Here is a 20,591-nt window from a genome sequence, read left to right as displayed (position 1 = left end):
TGTTACAATAGTCATAGGTTCTATATCCTTCTAGGTTATTTACGCATTTCCTAGGATATAGGACTTTTTTTGTTTTGAAAACCTGTAAACGTTTTTCCGAGAATTATTTTACACTAACAAAGCCTGATAGCCAGACTCTTCTCAAATATATTTTATTCACCCCAACGCAACATCTAAAATCATCATGATAATAAATCCAGCCATGAGTCCTAGAGTAGCAATATCCGTATTGCCATTTGTCTGCGATTCTGGAATAAGCTCCTCTACGACAACGAAGATCATTGCACCGGCTGCAAAGGAAAGGGCGTAAGGTAAAATAGGGGTCATAAAGGTAACTGCAAAGGCGCCAAGTACAGCTGCGATTGGTTCAACAATAGCAGACATTGAACCCCAATAAAAGGCCTTCCAACGAGATGCACCGTCTGTACGAATCGGAATAGCCAAAGCTGCTCCCTCCGGAATATTTTGTATACCAATACCAAGAGCCAATCCCAAAGCTCCAATAAATGCTGCTGAGCTATTATTAGCTGCGAGGGCACCAAAAGTGACACCAACTGCTAAGCCTTCTGGGATATTGTGAATGGTAATGGCCAAAAATAAGAGGGCAGTCTTTGATAATTTTTTCCGCTCACGCTCATCTCCACCCTCAGCTTCCTCTTTGTCATTACCTAAATGCAAATGTGGAACACCTGCGTCAATCAAACGTAAAAAGATTCCACCTGCTGCAAATCCAACTGCTGCAGGAATCCATGCGAGATTGCCATAAGACTGCTCGGCATAACTAATTGAGGGAGCAAGCAAAGACCAAAATGAGGCAGCAATCATAACACCTGCTGCAAAGCCTAGCATGGTATCCAACAAGCGCCGACTGACCGTTCTAAAGAAAAAGACAACAGCAGAGCCGACAATGGTGCAAAACCAAGTAAATAAACCTGCCAAGAGAGCCTGTAGAACCACAGGCTGGTGTGTAAACCAATTCATAATTAAATTCCATTCTAAATTAACCTAACATATTACAATAATTAGGATACCCTAATTTTCAAAAAAACACAAGCTTTTTTCAAAAAAAGCCACGTAAAAACGTAGCTTGGCTGTCTATTTTGGATATGAGCCAATGTCAGGACACTGATTACAAATGTCTGAATGGATTGGTCGACACTGTCGATGCAAAGATATCCACTTCCCAACCTTCTTCCTTTTTCCAAGTTTCCAATAAATCAGCAACTCGCTTGATAAATAAGGCTTCGATATGATGCCCTGGATCAATAGCCAGCAACCCTTTTGTTAACATGTCTTGACCTGTGTGGTAGTAGATATCACCGGTGATGTAGACCTCAGCACCCTTATCAAGAGCTGTCTGATAATAAGAGCCTCCGCTCCCACCACAGATTGCAACTCGACTGACATATTGTTGTGCCTGATGGCCATAAGTCACTAGACGTACAGCATCAAGACCAAAGACAGATTTTACTTTCAAGGCCAATTCTTCTAGTGTCTGCTCTGCTATTGTTCCAACACGACCAATCCCTTGACCCTCTGATGTCTCCAGTAAATAGGTTGTATCATGGATACCTAACAACTCGCAAAACCAATCGTTAAGCCCACCATTCACTACATCAATATCAGTGTGGCTAACATAGACCGCAATATCATGTTTAATCAAGTCCAGATACATCTTGGTCTGTGGATTGTCAGCCACTAAATCCTTTATTGGTCGAAAAATTGGAGCATGCTTGACGATAATCAGGTCTATCTGTTTATCGATAGCCTCTGCCACAGTCGTCTCACGGATATCCAAGGTGACCATTACTCGCTGGATTTCCTTGTTCAATGTTCCAATCTGCAAACCAGTTACGTCACCCTCCATGGCCAAAGATGGCGGACAAAAGGATTGGTAACGCTCAATGACGTGCTTAGCTAACATGAAGAACCTCCTTTATTTGATCCATTTTTTGGGAAATAGCGGAGCGATCACCTTGGCGTTCAAAAGGTACTTGTTCAAAAGCTAAACTCAGCTTATCCAACTCCTTAAGCCACTTTTTCTGAAAAGCAGGGGAATGTTTGGTTGATAAGAAAGGACCAAAGCGCAATTGAGTAGCTGTCAAGTCCATTGAACCTTTTTCTGCTACCAGAATCTCATAAATCTTATCGTTCTCTTCTACAATCTCCTCAGCGATGAGCTTAAATTGATTCTGAACCAACCAATTCCGAACATCATCTTCTCGATTGTTCGGTTGTAAAATGAGCCGTTCAACCGAACCCAACTTTTCTTTTCCAGCTTCTAAAATATCGGCAATTAAACGCCCTCCCATACCAGCTATTGTCACCGCTGAAATCTGGTCTTGTTCTTCTACGGCAGCAAGTCCATTAGCCAGTCGTACCTGAATCACATCAGATTGACCTGCCAGCTCGACATTCTGGAGCGCTGACTGGTAGGGACCTTGAACGACCTCGCCAGCAATGGCAAAATCAATGCGCTTCTGCTCTACCAAAAAAAGAGGGAGATAAGCATGGTCACTCCCTACATCAACTAATCGTGCCCCTTGTGGCACAAAATCTGCGACTGTTTCCAGTCTTTTTGACAATTTTGTTTCCATATTACTCTTTCCAGAGGTTCATTGCATCAAGAAAATCACTGGAGACAGTTACATTCTTAGGATTCTGGATGTCTCTTTCTATATTTTTAGCTTCAACCTGTGCCACTGTGGTTATTCCTTCACGTCGCCAGTTTCGCAAAATAGCCTGGATATATTTCCAATTGGTTTTGTTGTTAAAAACAGCTTCTTTCAAAGCAGCTCGAACCAAGTCAACAGAAGTTTTATCATCTTCAACCGTCTTTTGTAAATCTTCAATTTCAAATGGGGATAGGAATCGACCCAACTCCCTTTCAAAATCTCCAACCAAGGTTTTCAAATCATTTTCAGTCCGAACTATTTCAACAGCTTGTTTTGGTTCTAATAGCACATCTAGTTTCTCGAGTGCAGGTAGTGCATCAAAAATCATTTCGATTTCTCCTGCGATACTGATCGTTTTAAATTCTAATAGCCCAGCTTCTTGCAGGTTTTCAATTGCTTGATTGACTTGTGCCACTGTTTTTCCTGTGGCCTGAGCAACTTCACTAGGGGCTAAAGATTCCAAATGTGAGGTATTTTGATAAAAGAAAAACTGCCAGATGAGAAAATCATCTGCTGATGAAAATAATTCTTTGTAGTGTAATAAAAGAGCTGCAGGAATGACTACATTCCCTTGTCGAAATTGCTGTGAATAATTCATATATCCTCTTTATAGACTCGCTGAAAGGGCAGAATCTTCAAATAGTTTCCAGTCATACGGTGTTTCTTGATAGACCGCGTAGTTTATCCAGTTAGTAAAAAATTGAGCAGCAGGCAAATTCCATGAAAGGGCAGGTCTGGTTGATGGGTCATCATTTCTGAAATAATTCTCAGGGATATGTGGATTTTTTCCAGCTAAACAGTCTCGCTGGTATTCTTTTGCAAGGGTATCGCGATCATATTCCAGATGACCAAAACTATAGACTTCACGCAAGTTCTTACTTGCCAAAATCGATAAGCCGACTTCCTCACCACATGAAAGAATTTCAAGGTCATTCAAATGAGAAATATCAGCAGCTTTCACCTCTGTGTATCGCGAATGCGGCGATTGAAAATCATCGTCAAATCCACGCATCAATGGATTTGTATTGTTGACAACATCCTGTCTATAAACCCCTGAAAGCTTGCGATTCATACTATGTTTTTGTACTCCGTATCGAGCATAGAGTCCAGCCTGCGCTCCCCAACAGATATGCAAGGTTGAAAAAACATGATTTTTCGACCATTCTAATACAGATACAAGTTCAGACCAATAATCAACCGCTTCGAATGGCATATTTTCTACTGGTGCTCCAGTTACAATCAAGCCATCAAAATAGGAATCTTTGACCTGATCAAACGTTTTGTAAAATTGTTCTAAATGGTCTGAATGTGTATTTTTCGACTCATGACTTGCCATGTAGAGGAATTCAACTTCCAATTGCAATGGCGTATTAGCCAAAAGACGGAGCAACTGAGTCTCCGTCACAATTTTCTGAGGCATGAGATTTAGAATCAATATCTTTATGGGACGGATATCCTGATGGCTAGCACGGTCGCTATCCATTACAAAAATATTCTCTTTCCTTAAAATATCTACTGCCGGTAATGATTTTTCGATTTTAATTGGCATACTCAAACCTCCTGAACGATCTTATCTCTATTATAGAACAGGAAGAACAGCATTTCAATTAGAATAAAACTAGGCTTAGTTATAAGTTTTAACTATAAGGTCTTAAAAATATTCAATCAATCTACGTTTATGACTTAATAGTGCATCAAGACCTTGTAGTCGTAATTTCCGATGGCTTCACGACCTTTAAGATCATCAAGTTCAATCAAGAAGGCACAACCAGCAACAATCCCACCAAGTCTTTCAATCATTTCAATCGTCGCTTTAACAGTACCACCAGTAGCCAACAAATCATCTACGATCAACACGCGCTGACCTGGTTTGATGGCGTCAGCATGCATGGTCAATGTATCTACACCATACTCTTTTTCATAATCCGCTGAGATAACTTCGCGTGGTAATTTACCTGGTTTACGAACCGGTGCAAAACCAATTCCCAATTCAAAGGCAACTGGACAACCAACGATAAAGCCACGCGCCTCTGGACCAACAATCATATCAATCTGTTTATCAGTTGCGTATTGAACGATTTCACGTACAGCATAGCTGTAAGCATTTCCATCCGCCATCAATGGGCTAATATCACGAAATTCAATCCCCTCTTTTGGATAATCAGGAATGGTTGCGATGTAATCTTTTAAGTTCATTTCTTTCTCTCTTTAAAAAAATAATTTTTACTCTTCATTATACCATGAAATTGTCATTTGGTATATTTTCTGCCCTGACTAAGACCCTTGCTTTACTCATTGCGAATCTTTCTTTGAGCTAGACTCGTTTTTCTAAGAAACTGTTTTCAGTGTCAATGGCTTTTAATCCGGTTAATAGTACAGACTAGGAATCCAGCTTATGAATATCTGCCCTTAGTTGTCTACTCAACTGAGACACCAATCTCGCTCTGCTATTTCCAGCAAAAGAAAAATCGCCATCTGGATTAAAATAAGATGTTTCCCAGCCGGCAGGTGTCTTTCCTCGCTGATAATGTCGAAAACGGGTGGGAGATAGATAGCTGGCTGTCTTTGCGCGTAGGACTTTCTTCCGAAACTGTGGATCGTGAGGACCAACTGGTGCAATATCGAGCTGAGTATGACGCTTATTATTAGCATTGGCGTAGTTAAATGATGCCCCATTTACTATGCCATTTCGATGAGATGTCTTATCCAAAATCAAGGCGAACTGCCCCTGCTGACTGAGGATAAACTCACTGTGAAAACCAATGAGTACCTTTATGTTGACTGGTAATGGTTCCACCTTATGGTTGCCAAAGCCCCGTTTATTATGCAAACGTGCAGACTCATTTAGACGATACGACCAGCGAGGTAAATGATTCAAATAAGCCACCATAGCCTGCCAATCCGTATGTCCCTGTCCAAAATGCTTTCGAACCCAACAAGCCTGCTGATAGGAAATTAAATAGCGCAATTGATGAACTTGCTTGTTTAATAACTCAGTTCGCGAAAGCTGTTGACCTGGAAAAGCTCGGTCAACCATTCTAGCAAAGTATCGCCAAAAGGGATGGTGGGGAGGGCAATCACAATCCATTTTTTCCACCAAATCTGACAAATGGCTCTGGTGTAATTCCTCAGGAAAGTCTAACATCCTCACACTCTGGGCAATAATCTTTACTGCCCTCTCTCGGTCAAACGTGCGACTTTCAGCCCTCAGCAAACTATAGTAGCTTTTGGAAGCAAAGAGAGCCGATTCTGTTACGAACTGTTGAACATATTCAGGAATTTCTGCTTGGGGTAACTGAAGGATGGGCTTTAAAAAAGCAGTTGCCAAAGCCTTTTCCGACCACCCTCTTCCGCTCAATTCCATCAATCCAGCGTGGACTTGCTCCAATTGCTTTATACGATGTAACAAGCGATTTCGCCTATTATTCCATGCAACAAAAGTCAGTATCCCTATCAGACTGATGATCAACAGTATCCAAATAGTGATTAATTCTGTCCACATAGCCACTCATAGATTTCCTGAACAGTACCAAGCGCCATCAACTCTTGCTGCATCACGGTTTGTTTTAAGTCTTGATAAATCTGACTTTCTGAAATTTCCCGTTTCTGTGCCTCTTTGTTGACCCGCATGACCCCATCCGTAATGGTAACGAATTCTAATTCTTGGAAAATCTGAATCATTTTGACCAAGAGACTGTCCTTAATTTTTAAGTAACCAGCCAAATCTTTCAGTTTGTAGCGAACATCAAACTCATCAAATTGGTAAATGGTCTTATACAATTTAGCGAATTGTTCTCGGTTACCATACCCATCTAAATAGTATGGTTTGGCAATTTCATTTTTAAAATAAATGGCTTCAAATTCTCTTTCCTGAAAATAGCTACGCAGACTACTGATATCTTCTGGCAAAGTCGCAAGGACAATAGCAGATTCACTAGTCACAGGATGATTAATGTCCAAAATTGGGACTCCTGCAGGAATGGGATGTTGCTTACCACGAATATTATAAAGTTGAACACCATTGACCCGAGCATCAACCAACATGAGCTGAAGACTAGTATTGCCATTCCATTGATTGACAGACAAGGTAACAGCTAGTTCTAATTCCTTAGCCTGTGAAAATTCCAAGGCTTGATTGCCTTTACCAAACGCAACCACATCAAATCCAGCAGCCCCTTTTGTAATCCGTACTTTCAGGTGAGCATTATTTTGCCCCATGGTTCTTGCTGATTCCACCTGAAAATCCTTGAGATAGAAGACGGGCTTTTTATTGTCCATGCCATAAGGCGCAAGCTTCTCGAAAGATTTTAGGGTATCTAAGGTTAATTCCTCTAAATCCAATTCTTCATCCAAAACCAGCGAAGACTTGCTAGATAGATCCAACTTATTTTTGATAATGTAGTCAGCCAAGGTTTGAGCAAGCTCTTCAAGTTTGTCAACTTCCAAGGTCATCCCTGCTGCACCAGCATGGCCACCAAAGGCGATAAATAGGTCCTGATGATCTTTAAGGGCCTTGAAAATATCAACCGCTTCAACCGAACGAGCCGAACCCTTTGCCTTACCATCTTCAATCGACAAAACAATAACAGGCTGGTGCAATTCTTCTAGTAGGCGTCCTGCCACAATCCCTAAAACACCTGGGTTCCAACCTTCTTTAGCCAGAACTTGAACAGGTCTATCTCGGCGCAACATGGTTTTTGCTTCATCGTAAATTGCTTGGACGACGTCTTTGCGTTCTACATTTTTACTGTCAATCATGAGGGCAATTTGATGAGCCTCTTCGTCATCAAAACCAGTCAGTAATTCGATGGCTGGATTTGGATCATCGAGTCGACCAAGGGCATTCAACCTCGGAGCAAGTTGGAATCCAACTGTTTCTTCATCAAGGTTATCCATATCAATGCCAGCTATTTTCATCAATTCTTGGAGGCCTGCACGTTCGGTCTGTTTGAGAAGCGAGAGACCATATTTGACCATGACACGATTCTCATCGGTCAAGCTAACCATATCAGCGATGGTGCCAATTGCGACCAAATCCAGCAAGTCTGCATGAATAGTTTCAAGAAGAGCACAGGCCAATTTAAAAGCCACGCCGCAGCCCGCCAAATGTTTGAAAGGATAATTTCCCTCTGGATGCTCTGGATGTACAATCGCGTAGGCATTGGGAAGGGTTTCCTGCATGGAATGGTGGTCAGTCACGACTACATCGACACCCATCTCCTGGGCATAGGCAATCGCTTCATGACCCGCTACGCCATTGTCCACCGTCACAATAAGAGAAATCCCCTGCTGCTCGATAAAATACTTGTAAACTGACTGATTCGGCCCATAGCCATCTGTGAAACGATTGGGAAGATAAACTTGGACTTCTGCCCCCATTTCCTCCAGAGTTTCTTTCAGAATCGATGCTGAGGTCATACCATCAGCATCATAATCTCCATAAATCAAAATCTGTTCGTAATCTTCGATTGCTCGGCGAATCCGCTCTACCGCCTTGTCCATATCGTGAAGCAGGTATGGGTCATGGAGATCTTCTAAACTTGGTTGGATAAAGGAATGCAGTTCTTCTTGCGAATGAATACCCCGCTCATACAACAATTTGGCCGCTACTGGATCCAGCCCTTCTTTTTTAGCTAATTTGATAAAGTGTTCATCAGAAAAACCGGTCAATAATTGCCAGTCATAATTGGGTTTGATCACGTTATTAACTCCTTTAATACTCATACTCAATGAAAATCAAAGTAACCTAGCTTTAACAATCTTGGGGAAAGTTGAAAACTAGAAAAATAAAAAACTGAGTTCGCATCATAAAGCCGAAGATAGAACTCTATCACAATCACATTTCAAGGTAACAGGCTAAAAGCTCTTGAAAAGGGACAATTTTGATTTTCGAAGAATATAGTCATTTGAATTAGCTTTGATACATCGTCACTTTCGCCTTGCCGTACTCTAGTACAGCCTGCGTCTCAGTTCCTTGTCTGAAAGCTAATTCATTCGACTATATCTAATAATTGCAACAATGTCCACACTGGTAAACATTGATTTTTTCGAGTATAAACTATCTTACTATTATACCATTTCCCAAGAAAAAAAGGAGCAGAGGAACTCAACGATTGATTTGAGTCGCCCTGCTTCTTTCTTTGAAACAATTATTATAGTAAAGGTGACAAGATATTTAACAACGCTCCTGCCAAACGCTTATACCACGGGTAATTATTTTCAAAACCAAGGAAAGTAATCCGTTCAGATTGTTCAAAAGAATGCATGAAATCTTTGTGAATATCTTCTAAAACTTGGCGATGGTTATATACATAAAGCCCGCATTCAAAATTGAGATAAAAAGATCGAAAATCCATGTTTACTGTACCAACTGTCGCCTTTTTATCGTCAACTAAAACCACTTTCGAATGAACAAACCCAGGAGTAAATTCATAGATTTCAATACCGGATTCTAAATAGGTTCTAAAATCTGTTCGTGCTGCCAGATAAGCCGTCTGCTTATCGTAAATATGAGGAAGAAGGATACGAACATTGACCCCACGTTTCGCTGCATAGGTGAGATTATCAATCATTTCATCATCTAGAACCAAATAAGGAGTCATAATATAGATGTAGTCAGTTGCAGACTGGATCATATCCAAGTAAACCCGTTTCGCAACCTCATCCCCATCATATGGACTTTCACCGTAAGCTAAGAAATAGCCTTCTGTATCTGTAGTCTCTGTCTCAGCATCATGCGCTTCCTTCAAGTATTTCAAATCATCATTTGACTTTTTCTCATCATGATTCCACATTTGCAAAAACATCAAGGTAAAGTTTGAGACGGCCTCACCTCGTATCATAATCGCTGCATCTTTCCAGTAGCCAAATCGTTCCTTTTTATTGATGTATTCATCAGCAATATTGACACCACCTGTAAAAGCAACTTTTCCATCGATTACTGCAATCTTTCTGTGATCACGATTATTCTGAATAGTTGACAGAGCAGGGATTATTTGAGAGAAGACCTTTGTCTTGATACCAAATTGACGTAGGGATTTATAATAATTATAAGGTAGAGTGCTTAGCGAGTTCATTCCATCATACATAAACCGAACCTCTACACCCTGAGCAGCTTTTTCTTTTAAGATATCTAAAATAGAATCCCACATATAGCCAAAATCGACAATGAAGTATTCCATAAAAATATATTTCTCAGCTTTTTTTAATTCTTCTAATAACGCCTCAAATTTCGCTTCTCCAGATGGAAAATAGACTGCGTCTGTGTTGGTGTGTAAAGGGTAACCCACATATTCACTCATATAATGAGCTAACTTAAGTTGTTCGCGGTCTTCCTTAGCCAAACCTCTCATTACTTTTTCAGAAGTCTTCCCATACAATCTCAATATTTCAGCTTGACGTTGAAAAGTCTTGCGATACCGTCTAGTTTCAAAATTTGACTGTAAAATAAAGTAAAACAGAGCTCCAAATACTGGGATTCCAACAACAAAGACAATCCAGGTTAACTTAAAACTAGCATTCATCGGCCGATTAATAATCGAAACTGCTACAACTAGAGAAAAAAGTTGCATAACCGTCAAAAACGCTGGAAAATAAGTTGCCGCTGAACCAACTGTCCACAAAATAACAAAAATTGTTAAGGCAATCAAACTAAGAACAATAAATGTTCGACTATAAATAATCTTCCAAATCTTTTCCATGTCATCCCCCTTGCAAATTTCAACTATTATATCAAATTTTAGTCAAATATCCCACTAAAACGATGCATTCTTCCTACACAATTTATGTTTTTTTATTTACACCAACCTATTGTATCTAGGTTTTGGAAATAAAAAACAGATACTTTATACAGATTTTGCTGATAAAGAAGAAATCTTTTTATCTAGTGCTCATCAGGTATAATATGTAAAGAATATGACTTCACGATTTGAAAGATGGTTAAAACGCCGAACAAGAATTCAGCGTTTTTTCTATGCTTATTTTAAATTAAATACTGTACTGGCCAAGTAATCTGATATTCTTGGGAAAAGAGTATAGAGTTTATGAGCTGCAGCTAGTGACCACGGTAAATTGATATCACGCTTCTTCGTCCCCATGGCAGCCACAATTTTCTTAGCAACATAGTCAGGCTGCAAGAGAAAGGCTTTGACACTTTCTTGATAGCTTCCATCAGGATCTGCTTGATCGAAAAAGCCAGTCGCAATAGGTCCTGGGTTAACAGTTGTTACTGTCACACCATACTGGGCCAACTCCAAGCGAATGGTATTTGAAAATCCCATAGCCGCAAACTTGGTCGCCGAATAAACCGATGACTTGCTTGAAGCGATTAGACCTGACATCGAAACAATATTAATGATTTGCCCGCTCCTTCTAGCCTTCATCCGTTTACCTACTAAACGGCACATGGTCATCAGAGCAAAAGTATTGATGTCAAACATAGCTTGAACCTGCTGACTTGAAAAATTTTCAAAGTCATCATAAATTGCATAGCCTGCATTATTGACTAAAATATCGATTTGACCAAACTGGCTATCTAATCCTTCAAAAAATGCAATTAATGCAGCTTCGTCTCGAATATCCACATTAAAAACTGCCTTTTTTTCATGATAGGCATAGAGCTGCTCTATCTTCTCTACATCTCGCCCCAACAAAATCAAGAAATCATCTTTCAGCAAAGGAATCATTTCCTGTACTAGACCACCAGATGCCCCAGTTATTAAAATGGTTCTCATAGTTCTATTTCCTCTAAATCTTTAACGATATGGACCTGTTCAAATATAGTTCTCGCATCATTGCGCAATTGGCTGATATCCTTGGACAAAAAGCGCGGACTGATATGATTGAGTAAGAGTCGCTTGACACCAGCGTCCTTAGCTACTTGAGCCGCTTCCATATTGGTTGAATGCCCATGCTTACGAGCAATCTGCTCATCACCTTTACCATAGGTTGACTCATGCACCAGCACATCAGCATTAACCGCTAGACGCACACTGGCATGACACTTACGCGTATCCCCTAAAATCGTCACTACCTTACCAGGCCTTGGAGGGGAAATATAGTCACTAGCGATAATTTCAGTCCCATCCTCAAGTGTCACATTCTGACCATTTTTTATTTTTCCAAAGAGGGGGCCAAATGGTACACCCGCCGCGCGCAGAGCCTCTGCATCCAAGGTCCCATCCAAATCCTTTTGGATGACACGGTAGCCGACACAAGGAATGGTATGGTCCAGCTTTTCGGCGAATACCGTGAATTTGTCTGATTCTAGAACCTGACCGACTGTATCAACATCAAACTCATGAAAATGAATGCGATAAGGTAAGCGTGAACCAGACGCTTTCAGACTAGCCAAAACAAAGGATCGAATACCCACAGGACCGTAAATATCAATATCTGTTTGTTCCTCACTCGATTGAAACGAACGGCTGGATAAAAAACCTGGCAAACCAAAAATGTGATCACCATGTAAATGTGTTATGAAAATTTTAGCAACTTTTCGAGGACGAATAGTCGTTTCCAAAATCTGATTTTGAGTTCCTTCGCCACAATCAAAAAGCCAAATCTGATTGATTTCGTCCAAAAGTTTTAAGGCCAAACTGGACACATTACGGGCCTTCGAGGGCTGACCAGCCCCTGTACCTAAAAATTGAATTTGCATTATTTACTTTCTAATCGATAAATTATAGCTGAGCGACCCGACCAGGCAAAATAGCGCTGACCTGAATAACCATCCGCTACTTCTACAACTTCCTCCTGATTGAGACCCGAAATTTTGACCAAGTCAGCCGAGCTAGCCACCTCTGTTAGCAGAAAATCTGTTTCCTCATCTTGCAACTGACGCTCATCAAAGGCATTGGTCTCCATGAAAATCTTGCCGTCTTCTACAAAAACGACATAATGGGGAAAGACCTGAGCTATCTCAAAGAGCAGACCTTCAGTGATCTCCACTTCTCCTTCCGAAAAAACTTGAGCCAGACCGTCTGCTGACACATAGGCAAATCCGAAAGACTTGCCTGATAAATTCAGGCGGACAAAAGGCTTGTCTTCTTCAAAGCTGGGTTCTTTTGGAAAAAGGCAGAGCTGCTGAGAAAGTGTCAGATAGTAGTCCGTCGCCTCTTCTGCTCCTTGTTTCTGGTAGATTTCCGCAAAATAAGCGTTGATAACTGAAGGCGGTGGCGTGATAAAATCTAGTTTTTGTTGGTCAGTCATACCAGCTAATTTTTTCGCCAGATAGACCTTGTCCAGACTGGTAAAACCACCGTATTTGGTTGCCAAATCAAGATAATCCGTCATAAAATTCTTCCAACTTCCATTTATTAGCGGAAGCGATATAGCCTGATACCACTTCCACATCCTCTTCATAGGTCCGATTTTCTATCAGGGCAAGTGTTGCTAAATCATGCAATTTATAAGATTCAGCAAGTGGAACCCTGACCTCAAATCGTTCAAACATAGTCTTAATCTTGGCCAAGACCATCATCTGAATATGGCCTTTGGCATTTTCATCTTTAGCGGACAGCATGACATGCGGAAACTGACTAGGGGTAAAGCTGTCATCGGTCTTGTCCAGCTTGTTGTAAAGGGCCAGACGAGGAATGTCCAGCATATCCAAGTCCTTGAGAATATCTAAGACCACCTGCTCCTGCTCACTGTGATTGGGGTCAGAGGCGTCGATGACATGGAGCAGGAGGTCCACATTCATGGACTCCTCCAAGGTGGACTTGAATGCTGAAATCAACTCAGTCGGCAGATCCTGAATAAAACCAACCGTGTCAGTCAGGGTCACGTTGAACTTGTCCGCCAAGTTTATCTGCTTGGTCGTGGCATCAAGTGTGGCAAAGAGTTCGTCCGCCTCGTACTGTCGCTTATCCGTCATGGCATTCATAATCGTGGACTTGCCAGCGTTGGTGTAGCCAATCAAACCGATTTTGAAGACGCCTGATTGCAGACGGCGTTCACGGACAGTCGCTCGGTTCTTCTCCACCGTTTTGAGTTGGCGTTCGATGTCATGAATTTGATTGCGGATACTCCGACGGTTAAGCTCCAACTGGCTTTCACCTGGTCCACGAGAGCCGATACCACCTGCCTGACGGCTAAGCATGATACCTTGTCCAACCAAGCGTGGCAACATGTACTTGAGCTGGGCCAAGTGGACCTGCAGTTTTCCCTCGTGACTCCGTGCCCGCATGGCAAAAATATCCAAGATCAACTGCATCCGGTCGATGACCTTAACCCCCAGAATCTCCTCCAAATTGACATTCTGACGGGGCGTCAGTCGGTTATTGACAATGACGGTATCAATCTCGTCAGCTTCGACCATCTGGGCAATTTCATCCAATTTCCCTGAGCCAACAAAGGTCTTGCTGTCGTATTTTTCACGTTTTTGAGTGTAGACTCCCTTTACCAGAGCGCCAGCCGTCTTGGCAAGACTTGCCAACTCCTCCATGGACATGTCAAAATTATCTGTCTGCTGTAATTCCACTCCAACCAGGAGGGCGCGTTCTTGTTCTTTCTGCGTTTCAATCATTTAAAAATTCCTCCACGGCAGTGAAAATCTGCGACTTGTAATCTGGCTCGCCTACTGAATAAAAGGGAACCTGCATCCGATTTCTGAACCAGGTCAATTGGCGTTTGGCAAAGCGGCGGCTATTTTGCTTGACCTTATCAACTGCTTCTTCTAGGCTGATTTGACCTGCTAAGTAGGGGAAAAACTCCTTGTAGCCAATTCCCATAGCAGCTTGGGCTTCTGGGTGTTCTTGGTAGAGCCAGCTAACTTCATCTAGTAAGCCCGCCGCCATCATCTTATCCACTCGCTGATTGATGCGGTCGTAAAGAACCTGTCTGTCATCCGTCAGGCAGATGTAAAGAGGCTCATATTCTGACTCTGTATTTTCTAAGTTTTTGCCAAATTTTTTCAACTCCAACCCACGAATGATTCTCCGTCGACTGTTTCCCTCGACCATCAAACCTGCCTGCTCTGCCATTGTTTCCAAATCCTCGTCAGACAAGCAGTCGAGTTCCGCCCGATAAGCAAGAACTTGCTCTTGGTCAACCAGCCCGCCTAGATGGTAGCCTTCAAGCAAGCTCTGAATGTAAAGCCCAGTTCCTCCAACGATAATAGGCAACTTACCACGACTGGTAATGTCTGCAATCAAAGCCTTGGCTTCTGCTACAAATTCATAAGCCGAATAGCCATCGGTCACCTCTCGGACATCAATCAAGTGATGAACCGCAGCAGCCTGCTCTTCAGGGCTAGCTTTTGCTGTACCGATATCCAGTTTGCGATAGACTTGCTGGCTATCACCGCTGATAATTTCTCCATTGTAGCGCTGGGCCAAGTCTATGCCAAGGGCAGTTTTTCCTACCGCTGTCGGTCCAATGACCACAATAACTTTAGTTTTCATCTTTTTCCTTGAAAATATTTTGTTTTTTCGCTAAAATCTATTATAACACAAGTAAAGGAGAATTCACTATGGCTAAAGGTTTTGGCAAAGGTTTCTTGACAGGTGTTCTTTCTACAGTCGCTCTTGCAGCAGGCGCAGTCTTCACCGTTCATAAAACAATCATTGAACCAGAAGAAAAGAAAGAAGCTTTCATTGAGGAAAATCGTAAAAAAGCTGCACGTCGCCGTGTGGCACATTAAAAAGCTGGCAAATGTCCAGCTTTTTTTGTTTTTATTAAATCCCCAAATAATCAAGAGACTTGTGGGAAGTTGTGACTAAATGATGATATCTTCTTTTTCAATCAATACAATCGTCCACATCATCAACAAGGTTACAGTAGCCAATGATAGAATTAAGGGTAACCAACTACCAAAAATTGGAAAACTGTAGCCTAAGAGACCTGGACCAAATGCTGCAATTAAGTAGCCACCTGTTTGTACCATACCTGATAAGCGAGCTGTTGCCTGACTGTTACTGGTTTTCATGGTAAAGCTGAGCATCATATATGGAAAGAGTGATGCATTGGAAACACTGAGTACGATATGAATAATTGTCCAAGCAAAAAAGTTTTTTGGAGTGATTACCATAAGGGCCAAGCCCACTAATGTAATCAAAGAGATGAGGAGCATGATGTTCCTGCGAGATTCTTTCGTCTGACGCGAAAGTAGAGTTGTAATGATTGAAGACATTGGTATGGCGGCCAAGTTATAAATCCCAGACATCAATCCTGCTTCTGCTTTTGAAAATCCAATAGATTGCGAAATGGTTGGTAACCAAGTGACTTCTGTGTAGAACAAGACGGATTGCAACCCACCAAAAATAAGAAAGGCAATGGCAGCCTTATTTTTCCATAGAGAACTTGTTTTCTCTGATTGGTTGCCAGTCACAAACATATGATTGTTCTTCACATTTGGTAACCAGATAAGTAAAGCTAAGAGGATGACTCCAGTGATCAAATAAATAAAAAATTTCCAAGAAGTAGCTGAAACAATTGGTACTGCAACCATTGACGCGACTGTTCCGGCAATCCCCATCAGAGTAATGTAGATGGTTGTATAAAGCCCAATCTTATGCGGGAAATTAGCAGCAACCAAGCTAGGCAACAAGACATTAATAAATGCGATACTAGCTCCGATCATCATGGTACCGATGAAAAGTGTTTGGAGGTTGAAGACCCTCAATCCAGAACCAATAACCATAACCACAAGTACAATGGCCATTAAACGTTCCAAGCCAAATTTTGCCGCCATACGTGGCGCTATTGATGAACATAGTGCAAACATGATCAAGGGAATCGAAGTTAAAATGCCGAGTGAACTCACTTCAACACCCAACCCAGAGGCAATATCTGTGAGGACTGCTGGCAAGGCTGTAAAGGGTGCCCTCATTACCACACCTAACATCATAATCCCTAATAAAATAAAACTGAAGTGTTTTTTCATTTTTCTCCCCTAAACTTTTTCCAAACGTTCGGTTTTCTGCAAAGAAAATTATACCATAGTTCTGCCCCCAGAAAAAGCATTTTAGAAATCTAAAAATGAGATATAGCGAACAACTATATCTTTTGACTCAAAATAACTATTTTTCAAATAAAGCAAACTGGGGTAGAATTAGTTCAGTAATAAGTGAAAGAGAGATTTACAAATGACAACATCAAGATTTCAACTAGTGGGTTCCCTTCTACGTCCAGCAGAATTGCGTGACTACAAGACACAAATCGAACATAGAGATGATATCCATTATCCTTTTTATAGTGACTTCTCTGGATATCAAGAAACTGAAACAGTAGCCATCGAATCAATCGTAAAGGAACAAAAAGAAAAAGGAATTGATATCCTAACTGACGGAGAATATTCTAAATCTATGTGGCACCTTGACTTTGTATGGGGCTTGAAAGGTATTGAACGGTATATTGCTGATCATGGATATACCTTTAAAGACCATGATGGCGGTCACTTTGAAACAAGAAAAGACATAGGTATCCGCATCACTGAAGAATTATCTGGTAAGAACCACCACTTTATTGAAATCTTTAAAAAAGTGAGTGAGCTAGCTGAAGATACGCAAACAAAATTGACTGTATGGGGCCCAGCTCATGCCTACACTGAACTTGCTGTTTTTGATGGATTGTATGGCGAAGGTCAAGTATATGCAACTGCCGATGATTTAAAAAACGGTCTCATTCAAGCTTATAAAGAATTCCTTGATGACTATAAAACTGCTGGTGGCACCATTATTCAGTTCGACGACTGTCTCTGGGAACTTTTTGATGAAAGTAATCCTGCAAGTTTCTTTGCTGAAGGCAATGCAGGACTAGCTGATTTAGCAGATGCCTTTGTCAATATAAATAATGAAGTCGTTGACTATGCACATTCACTTGGTCTTACTGTCTGGACTCACAACTGCCGTGGTAACTACGAAAGTCGTCATGCCGCTGGTGGGACTTATGAGGCAATCGCTGAAAAATTCTTGCGTGATCAGCACTACGACCGCTTCTTCCTTGAATGGGATGATGAGCGTGCAGGTGATTTGAAAGCCTTAGAAAGCTTACGCGATAAAAATGCAGAAGTTGTTCTTGGTCTTCTGTCAAGTAAGACAACCGATTTAGATGATGAAGAGCGTGTCTATAAACTATTAGAAGAAGCTAGTAAAATCATCCCTAAAGAACGTCTTTACCTCTCTCACCAATGCGGTTTTGCTTCATGTGACTCTGGTAATGAATTGGCCATTCCACAACAATGGGCTAAAATCAAACAAGGTCAAGATATTGCAAGCAAATTCTGGAACGAATAATAAAAATCCCATGGAACAAAGTGAACAGCTCCCTGTCAAGTGGACAATGAAATAATAAATGATTAGGCGACGGCCTTGTTCCTCATTTCAAGAGGGGCAAGGCCGTTGTTGCGTTCTTGAAATCGTTGATGATTATAAAAATAGATGTAGGCATCAATATCTGACACCAGCTCCTCAAAAGTCTTATACTTCTTCAAATCATAGCACTCCGTCTTAAAGTGCCCAAAGAAGCTCTCAATTGGTGCGTTGTCAATACACTTACCAACACGAGACATGGAGCGGGTCATCTGATACTTGGTCGTTAAACGGTAATAATCTTTCGAAGTATATTGCGAACCTCGGTCGCTGTGAATCAATGGTGTCGCTTCAGGATTAGCTTTTCGGGCTTTACGAAGTGTTTCTAATACCAATTCATTATCATTCAACTGACCGACCACATAAGCGACAATTGAGCCGTCGTAGAGGTCCTTAATAGCACTCAAATAGGCCTTACAACTGAGACCGTACTTCAAGAAAGTCACATCTGTACACCATTTCTGATTGGGGGCAGTAGCTGTAAAATCACGGTTGAGAATGTTGTATTCTACATTGACAAAGCTGGTCTTGGTACAGTAGCCCTTAGCTCTTCTGATAATGGAACGAATGCCTAAAATGTGCATCAATCGTCGAATCCGTTTCTTGTTGCAGCTTGTTCCAAGCTTGCGATTGACAAATAGCGTCATACGACGATAACCAAGAATACCATTATGTTGGCTATGAAGTTCCTTGATGACATTCATCAATCCTAAATTTTCCTGTTCAGAAGCTGTTTCCTGGTGTTGTAACCACTTATAGTAGCCTGAGCGAGATACCTTTAGAATACGGCACAAGTGGCTGATAGAAGCCTCTTTCTGTTCTTCCGCATATTCTTTAATCGCTTGGAAGGATTCCAAGTGGCGACCTAGTCTTACCATCGGTTTCGTCGCTTGATTTCTTCTAACTTTTTTAGCAGGCCGTTCTCCATTTCAAGATACTTAATCCGTTCTTCCTGTTGCTTGATTTTTAGGCGTAACTCTTCTTCTGGAGTCAGATTAGGCTTGCTTTCCAGACCTTTTCCACGACGGTCTAGGAGGCCGTTAGAACCCTCCTTTTCGAACTTTCTGACCCAAGAATATACCTGTTGGTAGGAAACACCATACTTCTCAACAGCCCCTTGGTAATCTTTCTCGTGGGCAAGGGTAAAATTGACAATCTCAACCCGTTCGTCAAATGTTGTCTTGCGTCCTTGTTTCATGCGACTCATTCCTCTACTAGTAGCTTTCAATTCTTTACCACTAGTATAACTTTTTATCCATGATCTGAGAACACGAGGGTCAGAAATTCCATATTTTTTGGTCAGATCTTTGAGACTTCCCAAACCATCAAGATAGTCGGAAACAGCTTGTTCCTTTAGTTCCTTACTATACTTCATCCAGCGACGGCTTTCCTCTAGCCCCTCAACACCAGCTTCTTTGTATTTCCGAACCCAGTTTGATAGAGTGTCGTTAGACACACCATGGCGCCTAGCTAACCAACTAATTGATTTCCCTTCTTCCGAGTGAAGTAGAACAAGTTCTAGTTTCTCAGAGACAGATTTTGGACTTCTTTTGGACATGATAAAACTCCCTTTATAGTTTCTAGTGAAAATTTTTGTTTTTTCACTGTCCACTATAAGGGGAGTATATCAAAGAGGAATTCCATGGGATTTTCATTATTCGAAGAATGCTATTTATAGTCGAATGAATTAGCTTTCAGACAAGGAACCGAGGCGCAGGTTGCTAGAACAGCCTAAAGGCTGTTCTAGGTTGGAAATGAGACTTGAGAAACAAGTCACTTTCGTAGAGTACGGCAAGACGAAAGTGACGAAGTATCAAAGCTAATTCAAATGACTATACTACCCAATAAATAGGGACAGGAAGCTAGTGCCAACCATATCTGCCAGAGCATGTCCTAGGAAGTAAGGCATGAGATTATCATTTTTCTTTCTATACATATAATAGTAAAACAAACCAAAAGGCACACCTATTACTAAGGCTGAAACCAATCCTTGATAGGTATGGAATGAAGTTCGGACAATGGTTGAAAAAAGCAATACGAGAGAGCGTTTCTTTGTGTCAGTACTCAACAATAAACCTAGGAAAAAGAATTCTTCGTAAAAGCCATTAAACAAAGCATAAACAACTGTACTATAATCAACCGCTAAGAAGCGATTTATCACCGTCATGATATCCCAATTATAATAAGGGAGATATCCGAGATAGTTATATCCTCCAGAAATCCCTGGAAGGTAAGAAAAGGCTGTAAATGCCAAGTCACTAATCAAACCAGCACCGATAAAAATCAGTGGTCCCCAGAGTAAAACGGTCCATTCTAATTTTACCTTTAGTTGCTTGAAATCATAATTCCGAATCAGCAAATAAACCAAGGCAAACAAAAACAGTTTTCCTTGATTGGTCAATGCCCACCAATTGTCTGCTGCGGTAAAGCTTTGTACTCCATTTTCCACTACTTCTGTCGCAGAAAAAGATGCAATCCATTGCATGGTCGAGGTATAAATTGCATTGCCAAATAAGATTGCAGTCAGGACAAACACATCTAGCCAGTTTAATACTTTCAGTGATTTTTGGGGTCGAATAGCTTTCAATATTCTCTTCACACTTTC

At 41.2% G+C, this 20,591-nt stretch carries 19 protein-coding genes; 2 read left to right on the top strand and 17 right to left on the bottom strand.

Features of this window, described 5'->3' with window-relative positions; translation table 11 throughout:
• Positions 1-156 precede the first annotated feature (156 nt).
• From K6V48_RS07410 to miaA, 14 genes are all read right to left on the bottom strand, one after another.
• Positions 157-981: a ZIP family metal transporter gene (locus K6V48_RS07410; protein WP_105126640.1), complete on the bottom strand. Its 825-nt coding sequence runs from the start codon at positions 979-981 to the stop codon at positions 157-159.
• 148 nt (positions 982-1,129) lie between these two features.
• The gene (locus K6V48_RS07405) at positions 1,130-1,924 is read right to left on the bottom strand and encodes a Nif3-like dinuclear metal center hexameric protein (protein WP_105126641.1); all 795 of its coding nucleotides are present in this window, start codon (positions 1,922-1,924) and stop codon (positions 1,130-1,132) included.
• On the bottom strand, positions 1,914-2,597 hold the full coding sequence (locus tag K6V48_RS07400) for a tRNA (adenine(22)-N(1))-methyltransferase (RefSeq protein WP_105126642.1): 684 nt from the start codon (positions 2,595-2,597) through the stop codon (positions 1,914-1,916). The genes K6V48_RS07405 and K6V48_RS07400 overlap by 11 nt, the downstream gene beginning before the upstream one ends.
• Before the next feature lies 1 nt (position 2,598).
• Positions 2,599-3,273 (bottom strand): DnaD domain-containing protein, encoded by a 675-nt coding sequence (locus tag K6V48_RS07395; protein ID WP_105126643.1) that lies wholly within the window; start codon positions 3,271-3,273, stop codon positions 2,599-2,601.
• A 9-nt stretch (positions 3,274-3,282) separates the two neighbouring features.
• Positions 3,283-4,224: a homoserine O-acetyltransferase MetA gene (gene metA, locus K6V48_RS07390; RefSeq protein WP_222368814.1), complete on the bottom strand. Its 942-nt coding sequence runs from the start codon at positions 4,222-4,224 to the stop codon at positions 3,283-3,285.
• 134 nt (positions 4,225-4,358) lie between these two features.
• Complete coding sequence (locus tag K6V48_RS07385) at positions 4,359-4,871, bottom strand: adenine phosphoribosyltransferase (protein ID WP_024392061.1); 513 nt, start codon at positions 4,869-4,871, stop codon at positions 4,359-4,361.
• A gap of 184 nt (positions 4,872-5,055) precedes the next feature.
• Positions 5,056-6,177, bottom strand: coding sequence for a DUF3114 domain-containing protein (locus tag K6V48_RS07380; RefSeq protein ID WP_261311075.1), 1,122 nt, complete (start codon positions 6,175-6,177; stop codon positions 5,056-5,058).
• The gene (gene recJ / locus K6V48_RS07375; RefSeq protein WP_222368809.1) at positions 6,162-8,375 is read right to left on the bottom strand and encodes a single-stranded-DNA-specific exonuclease RecJ; all 2,214 of its coding nucleotides are present in this window, start codon (positions 8,373-8,375) and stop codon (positions 6,162-6,164) included. Before recJ ends, K6V48_RS07380 begins: the two co-directional genes overlap by 16 nt.
• A gap of 452 nt (positions 8,376-8,827) precedes the next feature.
• The gene (gene cls / locus K6V48_RS07370; protein ID WP_222368807.1) at positions 8,828-10,375 is read right to left on the bottom strand and encodes a cardiolipin synthase; all 1,548 of its coding nucleotides are present in this window, start codon (positions 10,373-10,375) and stop codon (positions 8,828-8,830) included.
• 276 nt (positions 10,376-10,651) lie between these two features.
• Positions 10,652-11,407 (bottom strand): SDR family NAD(P)-dependent oxidoreductase, encoded by a 756-nt coding sequence (locus tag K6V48_RS07365; RefSeq protein WP_222368806.1) that lies wholly within the window; start codon positions 11,405-11,407, stop codon positions 10,652-10,654.
• Positions 11,404-12,333: a ribonuclease Z gene (gene rnz / locus K6V48_RS07360; RefSeq protein WP_172006601.1), complete on the bottom strand. Its 930-nt coding sequence runs from the start codon at positions 12,331-12,333 to the stop codon at positions 11,404-11,406. Before rnz ends, K6V48_RS07365 begins: the two co-directional genes overlap by 4 nt.
• Entirely contained in the window at positions 12,333-12,968 is a 636-nt protein-coding gene (locus K6V48_RS07355) for a cystathionine beta-lyase (protein WP_024392632.1), read from the bottom strand. Before K6V48_RS07355 ends, rnz begins: the two co-directional genes overlap by 1 nt.
• Positions 12,952-14,202 (bottom strand): GTPase HflX, encoded by a 1,251-nt coding sequence (hflX, locus tag K6V48_RS07350; RefSeq protein WP_024392633.1) that lies wholly within the window; start codon positions 14,200-14,202, stop codon positions 12,952-12,954. Before hflX ends, K6V48_RS07355 begins: the two co-directional genes overlap by 17 nt.
• Complete coding sequence (gene miaA, locus K6V48_RS07345; RefSeq protein WP_222368805.1) at positions 14,195-15,079, bottom strand: tRNA (adenosine(37)-N6)-dimethylallyltransferase MiaA; 885 nt, start codon at positions 15,077-15,079, stop codon at positions 14,195-14,197. Before miaA ends, hflX begins: the two co-directional genes overlap by 8 nt.
• A gap of 68 nt (positions 15,080-15,147) precedes the next feature.
• Here miaA and K6V48_RS07340 point away from each other — a divergent pair, with 68 nt between their 5' ends.
• Complete coding sequence (locus K6V48_RS07340) at positions 15,148-15,318, top strand: DUF3042 family protein (RefSeq protein WP_002941416.1); 171 nt, start codon at positions 15,148-15,150, stop codon at positions 15,316-15,318.
• A gap of 75 nt (positions 15,319-15,393) precedes the next feature.
• Here the strand turns inward: K6V48_RS07340 and K6V48_RS07335 are convergent, their stop codons facing one another.
• A complete protein-coding gene (locus K6V48_RS07335) occupies positions 15,394-16,560 on the bottom strand; it encodes an MFS transporter (RefSeq protein WP_172084225.1) in 1,167 nt (388 codons plus the stop codon).
• Positions 16,561-16,762: 202 nt separating this feature from the next.
• On the opposite strand from K6V48_RS07335, the gene K6V48_RS07330 reads away from it, so the two are divergent.
• The gene (locus tag K6V48_RS07330; RefSeq protein ID WP_024392636.1) at positions 16,763-17,911 is read left to right on the top strand and encodes a cobalamin-independent methionine synthase II family protein; all 1,149 of its coding nucleotides are present in this window, start codon (positions 16,763-16,765) and stop codon (positions 17,909-17,911) included.
• A 62-nt stretch (positions 17,912-17,973) separates the two neighbouring features.
• On the opposite strand, the gene K6V48_RS07325 is transcribed toward K6V48_RS07330, so the two are convergent.
• Positions 17,974-19,544, bottom strand: a protein-coding gene (locus K6V48_RS07325; RefSeq protein WP_222368804.1) for an IS3 family transposase whose coding sequence is annotated in 2 segments (ribosomal slippage) — positions 17,974-18,899 and positions 18,899-19,544 — 1,572 coding nt in all. Because the reading frame shifts where the segments join, the coding sequence is not laid out codon by codon here.
• 279 nt (positions 19,545-19,823) lie between these two features.
• The gene (locus K6V48_RS07320; RefSeq protein WP_222368803.1) at positions 19,824-20,585 is read right to left on the bottom strand and encodes a CPBP family intramembrane glutamic endopeptidase; all 762 of its coding nucleotides are present in this window, start codon (positions 20,583-20,585) and stop codon (positions 19,824-19,826) included.
• Positions 20,586-20,591 lie beyond the last annotated feature (6 nt).

This window comes from Streptococcus suis (assembly GCF_019794555.1).
Taxonomy (GTDB): Bacteria; Bacillota; Bacilli; order Lactobacillales; family Streptococcaceae; genus Streptococcus; species Streptococcus suis_AB.
Note: the sequence above shows the minus strand (reverse complement) of the source record. Positions and strands in the feature narration are given on the sequence as shown.